Below are 20,915 nucleotides of genomic sequence, written 5' to 3' on the forward strand. Positions count from 1 at the left end.
CCAGCGAGCGTGGCTCATGCTTGTCTTCGCGCGATTCCAGCGTCGCCTGCTGGGCCAAAGCGATGATCTCGGTGTTGCCGGGGGCGGGCTCGGGGTTGGCCGGTGGGTCGCCCTGGTGGACGTCCGACGACGCCGGTCCGTGCGTCGAGGGCTGTTGATCGCTGTCGTCGCTCGAGCTGCCACTGCTGCCGCTGCTGGAGCCGCTGCTGCTGCTTGAGGACTGACCGCTGGTGGACTGAGAGGTGTTGGCCGGCTCGTTGTCGGTGATCGGGATCGGCGGGAAGTTCAGCCGCTCTTCGGGGATGTCCGGGGGCGGTACCGGCGGCTGACCGTTGATCAGCAGCGGGCCCTTGGCGCTGTTGAGCAACGTCGACCAGCCGCCGTTGCCCAGCGTGGCTCCGATGCTGCAGGACACCTGACGACTGCCCGCCGCCCAGCTCGGCAGCGAGATCGTGCTGTAGATCAGCGTCAGCGTGGTGCTGCGTAGCTCGATGGGCGCCAGGTAGGCGTCCGTCATCCGGGTGCACGCGTCCTTGATGAAGCTGTCCTGCTCGGGCTCGGGCGGCAGTCCGCCGGGGAACCTCTCGGCGAGGTTCACCGCGCCGGTGACCTCCATCGCATGCGGCGCCGCGCAGTCGACCGGGATGTCGGTGGGCTGGTTGGTGGTGGGGTCGATGCCCAGGCAGGTGCCCGCAGGCCACACCTTGGACTGGTCGACCTCGGCGACCTTGCCGGAGAACGCCAGCTGCTGGTTGTTCGGGCCGGGCAACTGCAGCCCGCACAGCATGCGGCGCTCGCCGGACTGGCGCCAGGCCTTGTCGCCGGACCACAGCATGCTCACGGTGAAGCGGCTGTTCGGGTCGAAGCGCGGACCCAGGTAGTTCTTCACGGCCGTCGAGCACTGCTCCTGGCTGATCTGCTGGATACGCGCGCTCGACGGCGGCGCGGCGTCCGGACCGTATTCACTGCCCGGGAAGGTCCGCATATCCACCGACTCGGCGACCTCGAACCGGTGCTCCTGGCTGCAGTCGACTATCTCGGCGGCGTCGGGTGTCCGGTCGGGCCAGTTGAGGCAGTCGCCCGCCTTGGCATGTTCGAACGTCGCATTGCCCCGGGGCCCGAGGGAGATCGTGCTCGCGGTCAGCCCGCTGGCGCCGTCGTTCTGCGGCAGGGCGGTGATGAGGCCCGCGATCAGCAACCCGCCCAGCGCCGTCAACACGAGCGCTCGGCGCGTCGGCGTGGCGTGCAAACTGGTCCACCACGCCACCCGCTGCTGCGCCTGTGCGTCGCCTTGCTGCAGATCGGCGGGTTCATGCTCGCCGAACGGGCGACCGGGTGCCTCCAACATCTGCTCCATTGTGACAGGCGTGTCAGGTGCTGTGACAAGTGATGCAGTTGTAAAGTTACGCGGTTGTGCTGGCCTGGGTGCTCGACCAGTAGGGTTGCGCCCGTGATCGACCTCAAGTTGCTGCGCGAAAACCCGGATGTGGTCCGTGCCTCGCAACGCGCCCGCGGCGAAGATCCGAGCCTCGTCGACGCGTTGCTCGAGTCCGACGCCGCGCGCCGGGCCGCGGTGTCGGCGGCCGACAATCTGCGCGCCGAGCAGAAGGCCGCGAGCAAGAAGGTGGGCAAAGCGTCGCCGGAGGAGCGGCCCGCACTCCTGGAGCAGGCCAAGGAGCTCGCCGAGAAGGTCAAGGCCGCCGAGACCGCGCAGGCCGACGCCGCGCGGACGTTCACCGAGGCGCACATGGCGCTGTCGAACGTGATCATCGACGGGGTGCCCGCGGGCGGCGAGGACGACTTCGTCGTACTCGACACGGTCGGTGAGCCACCGCGCATCGACGACCCCAAAGATCACGTCGAACTCGGTGAGTCGTTGGGTCTCATCGACCTCGAACGCGGCGCGAAGGTGTCCGGTTCACGCTTCTACTTCCTCACCGGGGCCGGCGCCCTGCTGCAGCTGGGCCTGCTCCAACTGGCCGTCAAACTCGCCACCGCGAACGGGTTCACGCTGATGATCCCGCCGGTGCTCGTGCGCCCGGAGATCATGGCGGGCACCGGTTTCCTCGGCGCGCACAGTGAGGAGGTCTACCGGATCGAGTCCGACGACCTGTATCTGGTCGGCACCTCCGAGGTGCCGCTGGCCGGATACCACGCCGACGAGATCCTCGACCTGTCCGACGGGCCGCTGCGCTATGCGGGGTGGTCGTCATGCTTCCGGCGCGAAGCGGGCAGCCACGGCAAGGACACCCGCGGCATCATCCGCGTGCACCAGTTCGACAAGGTCGAGGGCTTCATCTACTGCAAGCCCGCAGACGCCGAGGCCGAACACGAACGCCTGCTGGGCTGGCAGCGCCAGATGCTGGCCGATATCGAGGTGCCGTACCGCGTGATCGACATCGCCGCCGGTGATCTCGGATCCTCGGCGGCGCGCAAATTCGACTGTGAGGCTTGGGTTCCCACGCAACAGACCTACCGGGAGCTGACCTCGACGTCGAACTGCACCACGTTTCAGGCCCGCCGGCTGGCGGTGCGCTACCGCGACGAGAACGGGCGTCCGCAGACCGCGGCAACGCTCAACGGGACCTTCGCGACGACGCGGTGGCTGGTGGCGATCCTGGAGAACCACCAGCAGCCCGACGGCAGCGTCCGGGTGCCACAAGCGCTGAGGCCGTATGTCGGAACCGACGTCCTGATGCCGGTCAAGTAGGACAAGCGCCTCGCAGGGCGAAGAGGTGGTTTCGCGCGCCCGGACACGGGTAGACGCGTTCGCATCCCGACTCTAGGAGGCGCCGTGAAGGCGATGGTTTACCGCGGCCCGTACAAGGTACGGGTCGAAGAAAAAGACATTCCGCCGATCGAGCATCCGAACGACGCGATCGTGCGGGTGACCCTCGCGGCGATCTGCGGTTCGGACCTGCACCTGTACCACGGCATGATGCCCGACACCCGGGTCGGCATGACCTTCGGCCACGAGTTCATCGGTGTGGTCGAGCAGGTCGGGCCCTCGGTGCGCAACCTCAAGGTCGGCGACCGGGTCATGGTGCCGTTCAACATCTTCTGCGGTTCGTGCTACTTCTGCGCCCGCGGGCTGTACTCCAACTGCCACAACGTGAACCCGAACGCGACGGCCGTCGGCGGGATCTACGGCTACTCGCACACGTGCGGTGGATATGACGGCGGGCAGGCGGAGTTCGTCCGGGTGCCGTTCGCCGATGTGGGCCCGGCGCTCATCCCCGACTGGATGGCCGACGAGGACGCGCTGATGTGCACCGACGCGCTGGCCACCGGCTACTTCGGCGCGCAACTCGGCGACATCGTCGAGGGTGACGTCGTCGCGGTCTTCGGCGCAGGTCCGGTCGGCCTGTACGCCGCGAAATCGGCATGGCTGATGGGCGCGGGCCGGGTGATCGTCATCGACCACCTCGAGTACCGGTTGGAGAAGGCTCGCACGTTCGCCCATGCCGAAACCCTCAACTTCGCCGAATACGACGACATCGTCGTGGAGATGAAGAAGACCACCGGTTATCTCGGCGCCGACGTGGCGATCGATGCCGTGGGCGCCGAGGCCGACGGCAACCTGCTGCAGCACGTCACGGGCGCCAAGCTCAAAATGCAGGGCGGTTCGCCCGTCGCGCTGAACTGGGCGATCGACGCGGTGCGCAAAGGCGGCACGATTTCGGTGATGGGCGCCTACGGACCGATCTTCTCCGCGGTCAAGTTCGGCGACGCGTTGAACAAGGGACTGACGCTGCGGATGAACCAGTGCCCCGTCAAACGCCAGTGGCCCAGGCTGTTCTCGCATATCCAGAACGGCTATCTCAAACCCAATGACATTGTCACCCACCGCATTCCGCTCGAGCACATCGCCGAGGGGTATCACATCTTCTCCGCCAAGCTCGACGACTGCATCAAACCGATCATCGTGGCGAACGCCGCCTGAGGGGAATCATCATGACCTACACCGCCGACCGTCCACCCGTTCCGACGTCCGAAGACCTGCGTGCTCGCATCCCGGGGTGGGGTGCCGACCTCGACCCGGCCGACCGGCCCTCGGTGCCCAAGCTGAAGGCGGTCGAGACCGGTGCGCATTGGGACTTCCCCGACCGCCAACCCGAGAAGTGGCCTCGGGAGCGGTCCATCGAACACAAGTTCCTGACACCGGTTTTCGGTACGTCGATTCCGCCGAGGGGGCTCTCGGGTGCGATCCGGCGCTACTCGTACCGCACGTACAGCGAGGGCCGTGCCGCGCACTGGCTGCTGCTGATCCTCGCCGACCGCGTCGACGCCGTAGAACACCACGTGCAGTCGCTGCTCAGCCTTCGCCCGGACAACCCCATCACCCAGACCGGAGTCATGACCGAGCTGACGCACAACGGCCTGGCCGCGCGCGCGAAAAGTAAACGTGCGGACGTCAACCACATGTGGCTCGACCCGCTGATCGTCGGTGGCCCATGGGTAGCGACGGCCGGGGTCGGGCTGCTGGCGGCGCGCCGGTTGCGTCGCAACCGGCGCTAAGGCCGCAGCAGCTCGTCGAGGACCTCGATGAGCTGGTCGGGGTGTTCGGGCGTGAACGCCGGTCGCCACCGGTTGCCGTCGACGTCCAGGGTGACCAGCGTGGCCTTCAGCGGCCTGCGCACGTCCAGCGGCAGCCAGCGGCGCAGATCCGAGCTGCCCCAGAACCGGTAGCGGTGCATCCAGTCCAGTGGTGAGGCGGTGTACCCGCGGATCGCCGGCAGCGGAATGACTTTCGATGTGCCAGAGGGGAAGTGGTACCGGCGCAGCGTGACCGCCTCCCGGTCGACCTGGATCATGCCGTCGTCGTAGAGCTGTTGCGGCACACTCACTTTCGCTCGCTCCGCAACTCGTGGCCCTTGGTGGTCAGGCAGCGGCCGTTCTGCAGATTCCACTGCCATCCGTGCAGATTGCAGGTCAGCGTCGAACCCTCCACCACGCCGAACTTCGACAGGTCGGCCTTCAGGTGCGGGCAGCGGCGCTGAATCTCCCAGCCGTCCAGCGTGATCGACGCGGAGTCGTCGTGTGCCTCGGCGAACCAGCCGTCGGCGTACGCGATCCGCTCGTCGGTCAGGCACTTGAAGAACGTGTACAGGTACTCGTTGTATCCGCCGACTCGCCAGGCCCGAAATCGGGTGGACAGGAAGATGGTGTTGACCCAGTCGGGTTCGTTGTCGCGCAGCACGGTGCGCACCAACTCCGGCGGGATCGCAAAGCCGTAACGGAACTTCTCTGCAGAGATCGGTTCGCGAACAACGCGTTTCGGAAAGTCGACGACCACGGTCTCGGACCCGAGCCGCAACTCGACGGGGTAGCCGATACCGTCGCAGATCTGATCACTCTGGATCATGATCGGCTCGAACGCGGTGCGTAGCGGCTCCAGTAGCGACTCGCCCGCCGCGTCGGCCCAGCTCGCCTTCTCCGCGGCCAGCACCGGAGCCATCCGCTCGGCGTAGTCGGCGATGTAGTCGGCCTTGCCGGTGGTGAAGATCGACTCCACCTCGTCGTCGGGCAGCGGGTGGTTCAGTGAATCCAGTTGCGAGCCGGTGAAAGTGGCCGTCGAACCCGGAATCAGCAACAGCCCGCCGTCGTGGCCGTGTGTGCGCATCTGCTCCAGAAAAACCATCTGGTCGGGGAAGATGTTGGCCGGGTCGTCGTGGTCGTCGTTGAGGTCGCGCAGGTCCGGATCGAGGAAGCACGGCGGGCCTGCCGACGGGATGACCCAGGTGGCGCCGACCTGTGCGATGTACTGGCGGCAGCGGTCCATCTGGCGCTGGCGCTTCTGGATGCCGAACGCCTCCTTGGCGCGCACGGGCATGTCGTAGACCATCGGGTACCAGATGGCGCCGGAGTACTGGAGCATGTGCACGTCGACGTGGCCGAAGTCGGCGTGCACGACGTCGAGGTCGACCGGGCGTGCGTCGTTCATGTTGAACGCCACGGTTTGACCATCGTCGACGACGAGTCCCGAGTCGCCGATCGGGCCGTCGGCCGGGGCTCGCAGCGCGATGATCATCACACCGAGGTCGCCCTTGGGGCCGGACACGGTGTGGCGCACCGAGTCGACAGTCTCGAAGAACCGGTGAAAGCCGAGCTTCTCGAGTTCGCGCCGCAGGTCGGGCACCGGATAGTCCGGCAGCAGCACGACGGCGTCCTTGTTGACGTGCTCGCGCAGTAGTTTGGGGTCGAAGTGGTCGCGGTGCAGGTGCGAGACGTACAGGTAGTCGCAATCACCGAGCGCTTCCCAGTCCAGGTCGCTGTTGTCGGGGAACGGGAACCACGACGCGAAGTAGGCAGGGTTCACCCAGGGGTCACACAGGATGCTCCCGGCCGCTGTGTCGATGCGGAAACCCGCGTGGCCGATGCTGGTGACCTGCACAAATACCCTTCCTGCGAATGTGGATGCCTGCCGCGAGTCTAGCCCGCCGCAGGCTCGTCCCCATCCCACGCGCGGCGGAGCCCCGGGGTGGCGCAGGCATCGGCGGGCCTCGACGAACTCGGCACCGCCGACCTCGAAGGTCGTGTGGTCACGCGACTAGGCTGCCTGATGTGGAACCCGTATACGGCACCGTCATTCAGCTGGCGCGGCTGATCTGGCGCGTGCAGGGACTCAAATTCACCGTCACCGGTGTGGAGAACCTGCCGAGAACCGGCGGCGCGGTCATCGCCATCAACCACACGAGCTACTTCGACTTCACCTTCGCGGGGCTGCCCGCCTACCGGCAGGGCATGGGGCGCAAGGTGCGGTTCATGGCGAAGAAGGAGGTCTTCGACCACAAGATCTCGGGCCCGGTCATGCGCAGTCTGCGCCACATCGAGGTGGACCGCGAGAGCGGGGCCGTGTCGTTCGAGCAGGCCTGTCAGAGGCTCAAGGAAGGCGAGTTCGTCGGCGTCTATCCGGAGGCCACGATCAGCCGCAGCTTCGAGATCAAGCAGTTCAAGTCCGGCGCCGCGCGCATGGCGATCGCGGCTGGCGTGCCGATCGTTCCGCACATCGTTTGGGGCGCCCAGCGGATCTGGACCAAGGGTCATCCGAAGAAGATGTGGCGCCCCAAGGTGCCGATCACCGTGGCCGTCGGCGAACCGATCGAGCCGACGTTGCCCGCGGCGGACCTGACGGCCCTGCTGCACTCCCGGATGCAGCACCTGCTCGAGCAAGTCCAAGACGGCTACGGCCCGCACCCCGCCGGCGAGTTCTGGGTGCCGCACCGGTTGGGCGGGGGTGCGCCGACGCTCGCCGAGGCCGACCTGATGGACGCGGAGGAGGCCGCAGAGAAGGCCGCCAGGCGTGCCCAGCGTCCCGACCCCAGCGGAGCAACCGGGTAGCCGCCATGGAGCCGGTCTTCTACACGCTCGAGGTTCTGGTCAAGGCGGCGGTCAGGATCAATGGCTACAAGATCAGCTACCGGGGCTTGGAGAACATCCCCGCCAGCGGCGGTGCGGTGATCGCGATCAACCACACGAGCTACGTCGACTGGTTGCCCGCCGCGCTTGCGGTGCACTATCGCAAGCGGCGCCTGCGGTTCATGATCAAAGAAGAGATGCAGGACGTGAAGGTGGTCAACTTCCTGATCCGCCGCACCGGCACGATTCCGGTGGATCGCCGCGCCGGTGCGGGCGCCTACGCCGTCGCGGTTGAACGCCTGCGCGCCGGTGAGCTCGTCGGCGTCTACCCGGAGGCCACCATCAGCCGAAGCTTCGAGCTCAAGGACTTCAAGACCGGCGCGGCCCGCATGGCCCTCGACGCCGATGTGCCGCTCGTTCCGCTCATCGTCTGGGGTGCGCAGCGGCTGTGGACCAAGGACCATCCCCGTCGTCTGAGGCGCAACAGGATTCCGATCACGGTGCAGGTGGGTAACCCCCTACGGGCCGGCGAGACGATGGAGCAGACATTGCAGGAATTGCGTTCGGCGATGACCGAAATGTTGCACGAGGCGCAGCGCGACTATCCGCACCCGGAAGGGGCGTACTGGGTGCCGCGCCGACTCGGCGGTTCCGCACCCACCCTGGACGAGGCGAAGGCTCTCGACGAGGCCGAACTGGCCGAGCGTGCCCGCAAGCGTGCCCTGCGCGAAGCCAAGAGTCACCGGTGAGCCCGGACACCGGCGAACACGGATTCCCCCGGCGGTCCCGGCTATGAACCGGCCCTTGCTGATCGCCTCCGACGTCGATGGGACGCTGCTCGACGACGACGAGAAGGTCTCGGCGCGTACCAGGTCCGCGGTCACCGCCGCGGTGGAGTCGGGCACCGAGTTCCTGATCGCGACGGGGCGGCCGCCGCGGTGGGTGCAACCGGTCGTCGACGCGTTGGGTTTCGCCCCGATGGCGGTGTGCGCCAACGGTGCGGTGCTCTACGACCCGGCCACCGACCGCATCGTGTCGGCGCGCACGTTGACCACCGACGTGCTCGCCGAGCTCGCCGACATCGCGACGCGGATCATCCCGGGGTCTGGCCTGGCCGTCGAGCGGGTGGGCAACAGCGCCCACGACGCCGCAACCCCGCAATTCGTCAGCTCTCCCGGGTACGAACACGCATGGCTCAATCCGGACAACACCGAGGTGTCGTTCGAGGACCTGCTCAGCGCGCCCGCGATCAAACTGCTCGTCCGGAAGGCGGGCGCGCGCAGCTCGGACATGGCGGCCGAGCTCGCCGATCACGTTGGGCACGTTGCCGATATCACGTACTCGACCAACAACGGCCTGATCGAGATCATGCCGGTCGGCATCAGCAAGGCCACCGGGGTCGCCGAGGTGGCCGAACCGCTGGGCATCACCGCCGATGAGATCGTCACATTCGGCGACATGCCCAACGACGTGCCGATGCTGCAATGGGCCGGTCTGGGGGTCGCCATGGGCCACGCCCATCCGGCCGCGCTGGCCGCGGCCGACGAGGTCACCTCGACCAACAACGACGACGGCGTCGCGCGCGTGCTCGAGCGGTGGTGGGGGTAAGCCTTAGGTGCTGATCGGTGGGGTGAATCGCTCGAGTTGCACGGGCGGGGTGTCGAAGTCCGGCTTCGGCAGTTCCACGGGGATCCCGTCGAAAACGCGTGTCACCGTGCCCTTCTCGCGGTCGAAGTTCAGCGTGCCGTGCTGGAAGTTCTGCACGATCCACAGCGGCTCCTGGATCTCACCGCTGGTGGGAAGACCGAGCGCACCGCGTTCGAAACCCAGTGTCCCCCAAGCTTTGTAGATCTCACCGGTGACCGGTTCGGCGCCGCTCACCGGTGACCAGTAGATCGCGCCGCGTTCGAACGTGACGTAGCGTGCGCCATCCTGGCCCGAGGCCTCCAGCGACGTCGGCCTGCCCAGCGGGCTCTTCATCCCGCCCATCGCTTCCCACTTCGCGAATATCGCGCCCCCGCGCAGTGATTCGGCCAGGTCGTCGGGTCCTGGCGGTTGGTTGAAGCGCGCGGCGATGTCGCGGATGTGGTCCATCAGCGCGTAAGCCGCGTTACCGGGGCATTCCGTGGCGCCGACGTCGCGGTGGGTGAAGATCGCGGGCAGCCGCGGTGTCGCCCCGGTCGGGAACTTCGAGAACGACCCGCCGCCCGACGCCAGCACCACGGCGCCGCGGGGGTCGACGTGGTCGAGGCCGAGCCGCCATCCCAGCAGCCGGGCCGTGGTGCGCAGCTGGATCGGCGTCGGCGGCACCACTTCGAAGTTGCCCATCATCGCGACACCCCAGGTGTCGTGGTTGAACCCTCCGGTGTGCGCACCTTCGACGGGTCTGGTGATACCGCCCGCGCGTCCCTCGAAGACCTGTCCGAACTTGTCGACCAGCGCGTTGTAGGCGATGTCGCACCAGCCCAGTGTGCGGGTGTGGTACTCGTAGATCGATCGGATGATGCCTGCCGAGTCCTGCGGTGCGTACTCGTTGCTGCCCGCGGTGTGGTGCACCACCCCCGCCCGAACTCCTGAGTCCAACCGAGGGTCTCCGCACCGCATGGATTCGTCGGCGCCCCACTGCGCGCGGTTGATGATGTTGGGCGGCACCCCGGGCGCGTTCACCGCCGACGGGGGAGGCAGCGTGTCCACCGGCGGCGCCTCCGGCGGGCTGATCAACACCGCGTTGAGGTTCTGCCCGAAGGAATGTTGCGTGTTCGCCGGGACGTAGCCCAGTTCCGGGGCCGACTGGGGCGCCGCTTGCGGGATCCTGGGCGCGTCGGGCGGACGGGTCACGGCGATCTGCACGGTGGTGGTGCGGCCCACGAACACGGGTTCGGTGCCCGCCGGTCCCGCCGACGGAGTATCCGGGCCGACACCTTCGAGGGGTTCGGCGTCGTACCAGGGTCCCCAGGTGCCGTCGGCTTTCTTGGCGCGTACGCGTGCGGTGGTGCCGGTGAAGTCCTGAGCGGTCAGCGCCACCAACGAGAATGGCGTGTCCTGGTGGATCTCGCGGATCGTCTCCCCGCCGCCCAGCCCCGTCAGCGGTCGCTGCGCCAGTTGCGGTGCCTCGGCGATCGCGTCGTCGTCACCGCCGCCGGGCAATCCGAACAACGCCGTCGGCAACATCACGACCGTCGCCGCAAGCGCGGTGAACAGCAGTGACGGCGTGGGACGGCGAGTCGGCACGGACTGATGTTACGTATGTGCCAGGTGATGCTCGTGGTGCGACACGGTTCGAAGCAGGACTAATCGATCGCCGAACCGGCACCGGCACCGCAGAGCCGAAGCGGCTTCTGCGGTGCCGTCTGGTGACAGGTCTCAGGCGCCGGGTGCGGGTGCCGGCACGGGGGCCGGGACCGGAGGCACCGCCGGCGCGCCGGGCGGCTTGGCCGCCGACATGATCGCCGGCATCACCATGCCCTTGAGCAGGTCGATCGCCTGCCCCGCACCGAGTTGATCGGCCATGCTGGACAGCTCGCCGATGATGCCGCCGCTACCGGAGGTGCCGGTCGCCGCGGGCATCGTCGCCAGCGAGGGGTCGCCGAGGATCGGATAGGTGCCTGCGGCCGGGTCCAGCCCGATCGGTGCCGCGATCGGCACTTCGCTCGGAGCGGGCAGCCCCGTGGCCGACGAGATCGGGGTGGCACCCAGCGCCGGATCGGTCAGCGCCGGCGGCGTCGACAGTCCCGGCGTGGTCAGCCCCGGCGTGGTCAGGCCGGTGTCACCGGTCGGGCTGGTCAGCGCAGGGCTGGTCAGCGCGGGGTTGGTCAGAGCCGGATCGGTCAGTGAGGGAGCGGTCGCGGTCACGCCGGGAACCGTCGCGCTCGGGGCCGTCAGGCTGGGAGCCGTCAGGCCGGGTGTGGTGAGCCCGGGCGCGGTCAGGCTGGGCGACGTCAGCTCGGGCGTGGTGAGCGCCGGCGTGGTCAGGCCCGGAGAGGTCAGCGTGGTGGGCGAGCTCGCGCCCGTTCCGGTCAGGACGCCGGTCGGCATAGGCGGAAGGTTGATGCCGAACTGCGAGAGGCCCTGGGTCAGGGCGGACATCAGCTCGTTCGGAAGATCCGTGATCGTCGCCGCCTGGACGAATTCGCGGTGCTGGGGGGCCGGCTTGGTGGCCTCCGTCAGCTCGGTCACGGCGACTACTGCTGCGGGACTCGCGACTGCCAGGGCCAGGACTGCGCTCGTGGCTGTCGACAGCCTGCGTCGACGTCGGTTCGGCACGGAAGTCTCCTCAATACATGGGCTACGACTATTAGTGGTCGCTTGTGGTTCGGCTAGGCGATTCAGGTGAACAGCCCAGGTCGTGCACTGTCGGTAGTCGAAACCGACGTGATCGACGGTACTGATGTGACTTCTGAGGCGAAAGTGACGATATGTAATCGTGAGCCGATCGCAATATTCGGCTCCTGTCGGATTCGGGCGGTGCGCTCGCGGTCGGATACCCTTGCTGCCGATGACCACGCCTGTTTCTCCGGTCGCTCCGCTCTCCGGAGCCCGTTTTGACCTCTTTGTCGTCGGCTCCGGATTCTTCGGCCTGACGATTGCCGAGCGCGTGGCAACACAGCTGGACAAGCGGGTGCTGGTCATCGAGCGCCGCCCGCACATCGGCGGTAACGCCTACTCGGAGGCCGAGCCGCAGACCGGTATCGAGGTGCACAAGTACGGCGCGCACCTGTTCCACACCTCCAACAAGCGGGTCTGGGACTACGTGCGTCAGTTCACCGAGTTCACCGGATACCAGCACCGGGTGTACGCGATGCATGGCGGGCAGGCCTATCAGTTCCCGATGGGGCTGGGGCTGGTGTCGCAGTTCTTCGGCAAGTACTTCACCCCCGATGAGGCGCGACAACTGATCAGGGAGCAGGCCGCCGAGATCAAGACCGAGGACGCGCAGAACCTCGAAGAGAAGGCCATCTCGCTGATCGGGCGCCCGCTCTACGAGGCGTTCGTCAAGGGCTATACGGCCAAACAGTGGCAGACCGATCCCAAGGACCTGCCCGCGGCCAACATCACCCGGCTTCCGGTGCGCTACACGTTCGACAACCGCTACTTCAACGACACCTACGAGGGGCTGCCCGCCGACGGCTACACCAAGTGGTTGGAGAACATGGCCGCCGACGACCGCATCGAGGTCCGGTTGGACACCGACTGGTTCGATGTCCGCGACCAACTGCGCGCCGAGAACCCCGATGCGCCGGTCGTATACACCGGTCCGCTCGACCGGTACTTCGACTATGTCGAGGGACGGCTGGGGTGGCGAACCCTCGACTTCGAGATGGAGGTGCTCGACACCGGGGACTTCCAGGGCACGCCGGTGATGAACTACAACGATCTCGATGTGCCCTACACCCGGATCCACGAGTTCCGGCACTTCCACCCCGAGCGCACGTATCCGACCGACAAGACGGTCATCATGCGCGAGTTCTCCCGGTTCGCCGACAACGACGACGAGCCCTACTATCCGATCAACACCGAAGCCGACCGCGCGTTGCTGGCCGCTTACCGGGCCCGAGCGAAGGCCGAAACCGCTTCTGCCAAGGTGTTGTTCGGGGGCAGGCTGGGGACCTACCAGTACCTGGACATGCACATGGCTATCGCCAGCGCGTTGAGCATGTACGACAACACACTCGCACCGCACCTGCGTGACGGTGCACCACTGACCGAACCAGGCCCAGAAAGCAGTAGCGCATGAGCGAGATTCCCTCCGGCGCACTGGAATCCGTGGAATCGAAGGCGGTCAGCCTGCTGGCCCGCGTCATTCTGCCGCGTCCAGGCGAACCGCATGACGTCCGCAAGCTCTACATCGAGGAAGCGGAAACCAACGCCAAGCGCGCACACGCGCCGTCGCGCACCGAACTCGAGATCGGCACCGAATCGCAGGTGTCGTTCGCGACCTACTTCAACGCGTTCCCGGCCAGCTACTGGCGGCGTTGGTCGATCCTGCAGTCGGTGGTGCTGCGGGTCGAGTTGACCGGCAGCGCGCGTGTCGACGTCTACCGGTCGAAGGCCACCGGCGCGCGGATCACCGTCGGTGGCGCCCCGATCGTCAGCGAGCGCGACGGTGAACCCGCCCACGTCGAGTTCGAGGTCGAGCTGGGCCCGTTCGAGGACGGTGGCTGGATCTGGTTCGACATCGCCACCGATGCAGCCTCGACGCTGCACCACGCCGGTTGGTACGCGCCGGTGCCGGCACCGAGCCGGGCCAACATCGCCGTCGGCATCCCCACCTTCAACCGTCCCGCGGACTGCGTCAACGCGTTGGCGGCGCTGACGTCCGATCCGTTGGTGGACGAGGTGATCAGCGCCGTCATCGTCTCCGATCAGGGGACCAACAAGGCGAAGGACCATCCGAACTTCGGCGAGGCGGCGGCCGCCCTCGGGAACCGGTTGACCATTCACAACCAGCCGAACCTCGGGGGCTCCGGCGGCTACAGCAGGGTGATGTACGAGGCGCTGAAGAACACCGACTGCGAACAAATCCTGTTCATGGACGACGATATCCGCGTCGAGCCCGACTCGATCCTGCGGGCGTTGGCGATGAACCGGTTCGCGAAGACGCCGACACTGGTCGGCGGCCAGATGCTCAACCTCCAGGAGCCCTCGCACCTGCACGTCATGGGGGAGATGGTCGACTCCGAGAACTTCATGTGGACCAACGCGGTCAACACCGAGTACGACCACAATTTCGCCAAGCACGCTCTGGCGGACGAGGATTCAGCGCGTAGCAGGTTGCTGCACCGCCGCATCGACGTCGACTACAACGGCTGGTGGATGTGCATGATCCCGCGTCAGGTCGCCGAGGAGCTCGGCCAGCCGTTGCCGCTGTTCATCAAGTGGGACGACGCCGACTACGGCCTGCGCGCCGGTGAGCACGGTTATCCGACCGTCACGCTTCCCGGCGCCGCGATATGGCACATGGCGTGGAGCGACAAAGACGACGCGATCGACTGGCAGGCGTACTTCCACTTGCGCAACCGGTTGGTCGTCGCCGCGCTGCACTGGGACGGCAACGTCAGCGGCCTAATCGCCAGCCATCTGAAGGCAACACTCAAACACCTTCTGTGCCTTGAGTATTCGACAGTCGCGATTCAGAACAAGGCGATGGACGATTTCCTGGCCGGGCCCGAGCACCTGTTCTCGATCCTGGAGTCGGCGCTGCCCGAGGTGCGCAAGATGCGCCAGCAGTACCCGGACGCGGTGGTGCTGCCGAGCGCGGCCGAGCTGCCGACGCCGTCGGACAAGCGCTGGCGCAAGAAGGTGCGGATCCCCACCAACGCGGTGGCCATCTCGACGCGGTTGTCGCGCGGCGTGATTCACCAGCTGCGGCCGCATGACCCCGAACACCATCGGCGGCCCCAGATCAACGTCGCCACCCAGGACGCCCGGTGGTTCTCGCTGTGCCGGGTGGACGGCGTCACCGTGACAACGGCCGACGGCCGCGGTGTCGTGTACCGCCAGCGCGACCGCGAGAAGATGTTCGAGCTGCTGCGCGAATCGCTCAAGCGCCAGGCGCGCCTCGCACGCAAGTTCAACCGGATGCGCAAGGTCTACCGCGAGGCGTTGCCGACTCTGACGAGCAAGCAGAAGTGGGAGACGGTCCTTTTGGAGTCGCCTGCACATGGATGAGAGCTCTCTCCTGAGCCCTGCGGTCGGGGACGCAGCTCTTCGCCCGCGGGACCAGCGCGGCGAGGAGGCCGCTCTGGTCGCGGTGCAGTCCGCGCTCGGTGACCGCCCCGCGGTCCTTTCGGCGGCGCGCGCGTTGTCCCATTTCGGCGAGCACAGCCTCGGCTGGTTGGCAATCGCCCTGTTGGGGGCGCTCTTTCAGGCCGACCGTCGGCGGGACTGGCTGGCCGTGGGCGCAGGTGCGTTCGCCGCACACGCCGCAGCGGTGTTGATCAAGCGGGTGGTCCGCCGGGAACGGCCGCACCATCCCGCGATCTCGGTCAATGTCGGCACGCCGAGCCGGCTGAGCTTCCCGTCCGCGCACGCGACGTCGACCACGGCGGCGTCGGTGCTGATGGCCAGGGTCACCGGGTTGCCGCTGCCTGCGCTGCTGGTGCCGCCGATGGCGTTGTCGCGGTTGGTGCTCGGCGTGCATTACCCCAGCGACGTCCTCACCGGCGTCGCGGTCGGGGCAGTCGTCGCGAAGGCCGTCGGCACGGTGGCCGACCGCGCCGAAGGGAACGCATGAGCATCTCCAGTGACAGCAGCGCAGAGAGCGTACGGCCGATGAATGGACAACCGGCACCGCAGAAGGGCCCGCCGCGCAACGCCGCGACGGGTCTCATCAAGGCGATCCGACCGCGGCAATGGGTGAAGAACCTGCTCGTGCTGGCCGCGCCGATCGCCTCCCTCGGCGGCGATGTCCAATACGACTACGGCAGCGTCGCGATCAACATCCTGATCGCGTTCGTGACGTTCTCGCTGGCCGCCTCGTCGATCTATCTGGTCAACGACGCCCGCGACGTGGAAGCCGATCGTCAGCATCCCACGAAGCGGTTCCGGCCGATCGCTGCCGGTGTGGTCCCGGAATGGTTGGCCTACACCGCAGCTGTGGTGTTGGCGGCCGCGGCGCTGGCCATCTCGGTGCTCGCCTCGACCAACCTGACGGTGGTCATCGCGGTTTACATCGGCATGCAGTTGGCGTACTGCTTCGGCCTCAAACACCAAGCGGTGCTCGACATCTGCATCGTGTCGTCGGCGTACCTGATCCGCGCCATCGCGGGCGGCGCCGCGGCGGGCATCCCGCTGTCGCAATGGTTCCTGCTCGTGATGACGTTCGGTTCGCTGTTCATGGTGGCCGGCAAGCGGTATGCCGAACTACAGCTCGCCGAACGCACGGGTGCCAAGATCCGCAAGTCGCTGGAGAGCTATACCGCGTCGTATCTGCGCTTCGTGTGGACGTTGTCGGCCACGGCGATGGTGCTCTGCTACGGCCTGTGGGCCTTCGAACGTGACGGCACCACCGCATCGTGGTATGCGGTCACGATCATTCCGATCACCATCGCAATCCTTCGGTACGCGGTCGACGTCGACGGCGGATTGGCCGGGGAGCCCGAGGAGATCGCGCTCAAAGACCGGGTACTGCAGCTGTTGCTGCTGGCGTGGATCGGGACCATCGGTGCCGCCGTCTTCCTCAGCTGAGACCCTCCGCCGACCGGTGCCGGGCGGGTGGGTCGGTGAGATCGAACGCAGCCTCGCCCGCTGGCCAGCGTTCCGTTACGACAACACGGTCCGGATCAGCCTGTGGATCAGCGTGCTGGTGGTCGTGGCGCTGTTCGGCTGGGGCGCATGGCAGCGGCGCTGGATAGCCGACGACGGCCTGATCGTGCTGCGCACCGTGCGAAACCTGTTGGCAGGCAATGGGCCGGTGTTCAACGCCGGTGAGCGCGTCGAGGCCAACACCTCGACCGTGTGGACCTACCTGGTCTACCTCGGCGCGCTGGTGGGTGGTTCCGTGCGGCTGGAGTACGTCGTGCTCGTGCTGGCGCTGGTGCTCACCCTGTTGGGTGTGGCGTTGGTGATGTTGGGCACCGGCCGGTTGTATGCGCCGAGCCTGCAAGGCCGGCGTGCGCTGATGCTGCCTGCGGGCGTGCTGGTCTACATCGCGCTTCCGCCCGCGCGCGACTTCGCCACCTCCGGTCTCGAAAACGGTTTGGTGCTGGCGTATCTGGGCCTGCTGTGGTGGATGATGGTGTGCTGGTCCCAGCAGCTGCGCGGCCACCGGACGACTCCTGCCCCTGTCCTCCGCGGAGGCGCACCGACAATCCGCAGACAACCCCTCGGACCCCAGGCGCCACCCCCGGCAGGCGGAACCTTCGACATCGCACTGGCTTTCGTTGCGGGCCTGAGCGTGCTGGTTCGGCCCGAGCTCGCCCTGATCGGCGGGTTGGCTCTCGTCATGATGCTGATCGCGGCGCGCGACTGGCGCCGCCGCGCGGTGATCATCGTCGCCGGAGGCCTGCTTCCGGTGGCCTATCAGATCTTCCGGATGGGCTACTACGGCCTGGTGGTCCCCAATACCGCGGTGGCCAAGGACGCCAGCGGAGCGAAATGGTCGCAGGGCTTCGTCTATCTGGCGAACTTCAACCAGCCCTACCTGCTGTGGGCGCCGGCGATCCTGCTCGCCGGGCTCGCGGGGGTCGTGTGGGTGATCCGCGGACGTCCCCGACCGAACCGCGCCGCGATGGCCTCGGGCTCCGGACGCCTGGCGCGGATGGTGCAGAGCCCCGCCGCCGTGGTGATCTTCTTCCTCGTCAGCGGTCTGCTGCAGGCGATCTACTGGATCCGCCAGGGTGGGGACTTCATGCACGGCAGGGTGCTTTTGACCCCGCTGTTCGTCATGCTGGCGCCGGTCGCGGTGATCCCCGTCGTCCTCCCCGACGAAGCCAGGATGGCGCGCGGCGCGGGCTATCTGTTCGTCGGCGCCACCACCGTGCTGTGGCTGGCGGTCGCCGGATGGGCGCTGTGGGCGGCCAATTCGCCGGGAATGGGCCGGGACGCCACCCGCGTCACGTACTCCGGCATCGTCGACGAGCGGCGGTTCTACTCCCAGGCCACGGGCCATGCGCACCCGCTGACCGCCGCTGACTACCTCGACTATCCGCGGATGCGCGCGGTGCTCGAGGCGTTGGAGAACACACCCGACGGTGCCCTGCTGCTGCCGTCGGGCAACTACGACCAGTGGGACGTGGTACCCGCGCTGCCGCCGCCACCGGACGCGCCGGAGGACTACCAAGGTCCGCACACGGTCTTCTTCACCAACCTCGGCATGCTGGGCATGAACGTCGGACTCGACGTTCGCGTCATCGACCAGATCGGGCTGGCCAATCCATTGGCCGCACACACCGAGCGCCTCGAGGACGGCCGAATCGGCCACGACAAGAACCTTTTCGCCGACTGGGCGATCGCGGAGGGGCCGTTCCTCAAAGAGCCGCCCTTCATTCCGGGTTACATCGACGAAGACTGGGTCAGACAGGCCGAGGCGGCGCTGAAGTGTCCGGAGACCGACGCGATGCTGAACTCGGTGCGCGGCCCGATGAGCCCGCGTCGGTTCCTGTCCAATCTCGTGCACGCCTACCAGTTCACGCAGTACCGGATCGACCGCGTGCCCCTCTATGAGATCGAACGCTGTGGGTTACCCGTTCCGGAACCGGAATCCGAGCCGTACACGGGCATGCCCGCCACGGGTCCGTAACGCCGCGACCCCTCCGGGCCGATAAACAGACGCGAACTGCTCTTTTCGCGGCGCCCGAGATACGAACGGATGGATCGACCTGTGCGAACTTGGCTTCGCCGCGTACTGGCGGCGACAGCCGCGGCCGTGGCGCTGCCGAGTGCGGCTGCCGTGGTCGGTGCGGCGCCGCCGGCGGGCGCGTTCTCCCGCGAGGGACTTCCCGTCGAGTACCTCGACGTCTACTCCCCGGCGATGAGCCGCATCGTGCGCGTCCAATTCCAGCCTGCCGGAACGGAATCGGGCGATCAGAGGGCGGTGTACCTCCTGGACGGCATGCGGGCCCGCGACGACTACAACGGCTGGGACATCGAAACCGCCGCATTCGAGTGGTTTTTCGAGTCGGGGGTGGCCACCGTGATGCCGGTGGGCGGGGAGGCCAGCTTCTACGCCGACTGGTACACGCCTTCGAGTTTCAACAGCCAGCCCTACACATACAAATGGGAGACCTTCCTGACCGACGAGCTGCCCGCCTGGCTGGCCGCCAACAAAGACGTCTCCACCACCGGCAATGCGGTCGTGGGCGTGTCGATGTCGGGCAGCGCGGCGCTGATCCTGTCGGCCCACCACCCGCATCAGTTCGCTTATGCTGCGTCGCTTTCGGGGCCCCTGAACACGTCGGCGCCGTCGATGCAGCAGGCGATTCGGGTGGCCATGCTCGACGCCGGCGGTTACAGCGTCGACAACATGTGGGGTGCGCCGTGGGACGGGGCGTGGAAGCGTCACGACCCGGTCCACCAGGCGGCCAGGTTGGCGGCCAACAACACTCGCCTCTGGATTCACTGTGCCCCAGGCGGATCCGCGCCGTCAGAAGCCGACACCGACCCGAACCAGACCTTCGACGCCCGCAGCCTGGAATCGATGGCGCTGAAGAGCAACAAAGACTTCCAGACGGCCTACCTGACGGCCGGAGGAAACAACGCCACGTTCGAATTCCCTCCCCAGGGAAATCACGCGTGGCCGGACTGGGGTGCGCAGTTGCAAACCCTGAAACCCGACCTGGTCACAACGCTTCGTGGTGGAGCGGCGTGACCAGCGTGGACATCGCTCGAATGGGTAGATCACGCCGACGTGTGGTTGACTGCACGGGTTACGCGGCTTGCCTGAGGGGCGGTTCCGCGTGCGGCATACAACAGATGGGATAGATGACGCATGAAGTTCGTTGGCAAGATCCGGGGTGCCTGGGTCCGCCGGCTGGCGGGAGCCGCCCTGGCGGCCGCCGTGCTGCCGGGCTTGGTGAGCGCCATCGGAGGCTCGGCCACCGCGGAGGCTTTCTCTCGTCCGGGTCTGCCGGTCGAGTACCTCATGGTTCCGTCCGCAGGGATGGGCCGTGACATCAAGGTTCAGTTCCAGAACGGCGGGCCGAACGCGCCGGGCGTGTATCTGCTCGACGGTCTTCGTGCCCGCGATGACTTCAACGGCTGGGACATCGAAACCGCGGCGTTCGAGTGGTATCTGGACTCCGGCCTCGCGGTGATCATGCCGGTGGGTGGCCAGTCCAGCTTCTACAGCGACTGGTACAAGCCGGCCTGCGGCAAGGCAGGTTGCTCGACCTACAAGTGGGAGACGTTCCTGACTCAGGAACTGCCCGCGTACCTCGCGGCCAACAAGGGCGTGAACCCGAACCGCAATGCCGCAGTCGGCTTGTCCATGGCCGGATCGGCCGCGATGACGCTGGCGATCTACTACCCGCAGCAGTTCCAGTACGCCGCCTCGCTGTCCGGGTTCCTGAACCTGTCCGAGGGCTGGTGGCCGATGCTGGTCGGGCTGTCGATGGGTGACGCCGGCGGCTACGAGTCCGAGGACATGTGGGGCCCGTCGAGCGATCCCGCGTGGAAGCGCAACGACCCGATGGTCAACATCGACAAGCTGGTCGCCAACGGCACCCGCGTCTGGGTGTTCTGCGGTAACGGCAAGCCGGCCGAGATCAACGGCCGCGTCGCCGGTGACAACTTCAACGCGAAGTTCCTGGAGAGCTTCACGCTGCGCACCAACGAGACGTTCCAGGAGCAGTACCTGGCCGCGGGCGGTAAGAACGGCGTGTTCAACTTCCCGCAGGGCGGCACGCACGACTGGCCGTACTGGGGTCAGCAGCTCCAGCAGATGAAGCCGGACATCCAGCGCGTGCTCGGCGCCACGCCGCAGCCGTCGACCCCGATCGCGACCGAGGCCTCGGTCACGACGACGGACGCCGGTAACTGACTGGTACGGCAATAGGTTCATAGTTGGCGGCGGCGATCCTTCGGGGTCGCCGCCGTCGGCTTTCTTGCTTTCGCGTGCG

The 20,915-nt window shown here is 67.1% G+C and carries 18 protein-coding genes; 13 read left to right on the plus strand and 5 right to left on the minus strand.

Going from position 1 to position 20,915, the window contains the following annotated elements:
- On the minus strand, positions 1-1,357 hold a 1,357-nt coding region (locus tag A5790_RS16960; RefSeq protein ID WP_197696814.1), incomplete at its 3' end, for a septum formation family protein.
- Between the two features lie 93 nt (positions 1,358-1,450).
- On the opposite strand from A5790_RS16960, the gene serS reads away from it, so the two are divergent.
- From serS to A5790_RS16975, 3 genes are all read left to right on the plus strand, one after another.
- A complete protein-coding gene (serS, locus tag A5790_RS16965) occupies positions 1,451-2,710 on the plus strand; it encodes a serine--tRNA ligase (RefSeq protein ID WP_066846634.1) in 1,260 nt (419 codons plus the stop codon).
- Positions 2,711-2,794: 84 nt separating this feature from the next.
- Positions 2,795-3,943, plus strand: coding sequence for a zinc-dependent alcohol dehydrogenase (locus tag A5790_RS16970; RefSeq protein WP_066846637.1), 1,149 nt, complete (start codon positions 2,795-2,797; stop codon positions 3,941-3,943).
- Positions 3,944-3,954: 11 nt separating this feature from the next.
- Complete coding sequence (locus A5790_RS16975) at positions 3,955-4,518, plus strand: hypothetical protein (RefSeq protein WP_066846640.1); 564 nt, start codon at positions 3,955-3,957, stop codon at positions 4,516-4,518.
- Here A5790_RS16975 and A5790_RS16980 read toward each other — a convergent pair.
- Both A5790_RS16980 and A5790_RS16985 read right to left on the minus strand, forming a co-directional pair.
- The gene (locus tag A5790_RS16980; protein WP_064394890.1) at positions 4,515-4,847 is read right to left on the minus strand and encodes a hypothetical protein; all 333 of its coding nucleotides are present in this window, start codon (positions 4,845-4,847) and stop codon (positions 4,515-4,517) included. The genes A5790_RS16975 and A5790_RS16980 overlap by 4 nt on opposite strands.
- Positions 4,844-6,394 carry an MBL fold metallo-hydrolase gene (locus tag A5790_RS16985; protein WP_066846644.1) on the minus strand — a complete coding sequence of 517 codons (1,551 nt, stop codon included), beginning with the start codon at positions 6,392-6,394 and terminating at the stop codon, positions 4,844-4,846. The genes A5790_RS16980 and A5790_RS16985 overlap by 4 nt, the downstream gene beginning before the upstream one ends.
- Positions 6,395-6,564: 170 nt before the next feature.
- On the opposite strand from A5790_RS16985, the gene A5790_RS16990 reads away from it, so the two are divergent.
- From A5790_RS16990 to A5790_RS17000, 3 genes are read left to right on the plus strand one after another with little or no spacing between them, the layout of a single operon-like run.
- Entirely contained in the window at positions 6,565-7,341 is a 777-nt protein-coding gene (locus A5790_RS16990; protein WP_066846647.1) for a 1-acyl-sn-glycerol-3-phosphate acyltransferase, read from the plus strand.
- Between the two features lie 5 nt (positions 7,342-7,346).
- Entirely contained in the window at positions 7,347-8,108 is a 762-nt protein-coding gene (locus tag A5790_RS16995; protein ID WP_066846650.1) for a 1-acyl-sn-glycerol-3-phosphate acyltransferase, read from the plus strand.
- 22 nt (positions 8,109-8,130) lie between these two features.
- Positions 8,131-8,967: an HAD family hydrolase gene (locus A5790_RS17000; protein WP_369829794.1), complete on the plus strand. Its 837-nt coding sequence runs from the start codon at positions 8,131-8,133 to the stop codon at positions 8,965-8,967.
- A 3-nt stretch (positions 8,968-8,970) separates the two neighbouring features.
- Here A5790_RS17000 and A5790_RS17005 read toward each other — a convergent pair whose 3' ends face one another.
- The gene (locus A5790_RS17005; protein WP_369829795.1) at positions 8,971-10,530 is read right to left on the minus strand and encodes an N-acetylmuramoyl-L-alanine amidase; all 1,560 of its coding nucleotides are present in this window, start codon (positions 10,528-10,530) and stop codon (positions 8,971-8,973) included.
- A 192-nt stretch (positions 10,531-10,722) separates the two neighbouring features.
- Positions 10,723-11,622 carry a hypothetical protein gene (locus tag A5790_RS17010; protein ID WP_066846658.1) on the minus strand — a complete coding sequence of 300 codons (900 nt, stop codon included), beginning with the start codon at positions 11,620-11,622 and terminating at the stop codon, positions 10,723-10,725.
- A gap of 232 nt (positions 11,623-11,854) precedes the next feature.
- On the opposite strand from A5790_RS17010, the gene glf reads away from it, so the two are divergent.
- The 7 genes from glf to A5790_RS17045 all read left to right on the plus strand — a co-directional run bounded on the left by glf (position 11,855) and on the right by A5790_RS17045 (position 20,836).
- On the plus strand, positions 11,855-13,093 hold the full coding sequence (glf, locus tag A5790_RS17015; protein ID WP_066846661.1) for a UDP-galactopyranose mutase: 1,239 nt from the start codon (positions 11,855-11,857) through the stop codon (positions 13,091-13,093).
- 29 nt (positions 13,094-13,122) lie between these two features.
- Entirely contained in the window at positions 13,123-15,027 is a 1,905-nt protein-coding gene (locus A5790_RS17020; RefSeq protein WP_369829796.1) for a glycosyltransferase, read from the plus strand.
- Positions 15,020-15,592: a phosphatase PAP2 family protein gene (locus A5790_RS17025; RefSeq protein WP_082699026.1), complete on the plus strand. Its 573-nt coding sequence runs from the start codon at positions 15,020-15,022 to the stop codon at positions 15,590-15,592. Before A5790_RS17020 ends, A5790_RS17025 begins: the two co-directional genes overlap by 8 nt.
- A gap of 38 nt (positions 15,593-15,630) precedes the next feature.
- On the plus strand, positions 15,631-16,545 hold the full coding sequence (locus A5790_RS17030; RefSeq protein ID WP_064394909.1) for a decaprenyl-phosphate phosphoribosyltransferase: 915 nt from the start codon (positions 15,631-15,633) through the stop codon (positions 16,543-16,545).
- A complete protein-coding gene (gene zomB, locus A5790_RS17035) occupies positions 16,523-18,598 on the plus strand; it encodes a flagellar motor control protein ZomB (RefSeq protein WP_066846676.1) in 2,076 nt (691 codons plus the stop codon). Before A5790_RS17030 ends, zomB begins: the two co-directional genes overlap by 23 nt.
- Positions 18,599-18,667: 69 nt before the next feature.
- Positions 18,668-19,666, plus strand: coding sequence for an alpha/beta hydrolase family protein (locus A5790_RS17040; protein ID WP_066846679.1), 999 nt, complete (start codon positions 18,668-18,670; stop codon positions 19,664-19,666).
- Between the two features lie 120 nt (positions 19,667-19,786).
- Positions 19,787-20,836 carry an esterase family protein gene (locus A5790_RS17045; RefSeq protein ID WP_066846682.1) on the plus strand — a complete coding sequence of 350 codons (1,050 nt, stop codon included), beginning with the start codon at positions 19,787-19,789 and terminating at the stop codon, positions 20,834-20,836.
- Positions 20,837-20,915 lie beyond the last annotated feature (79 nt).

Origin of the sequence: Mycobacterium sp. 852002-51152_SCH6134967, from assembly GCF_001667105.1 — a bacterium.
Classification (GTDB): Bacteria; Actinomycetota; Actinomycetes; order Mycobacteriales; family Mycobacteriaceae; genus Mycobacterium; species Mycobacterium neumannii_A.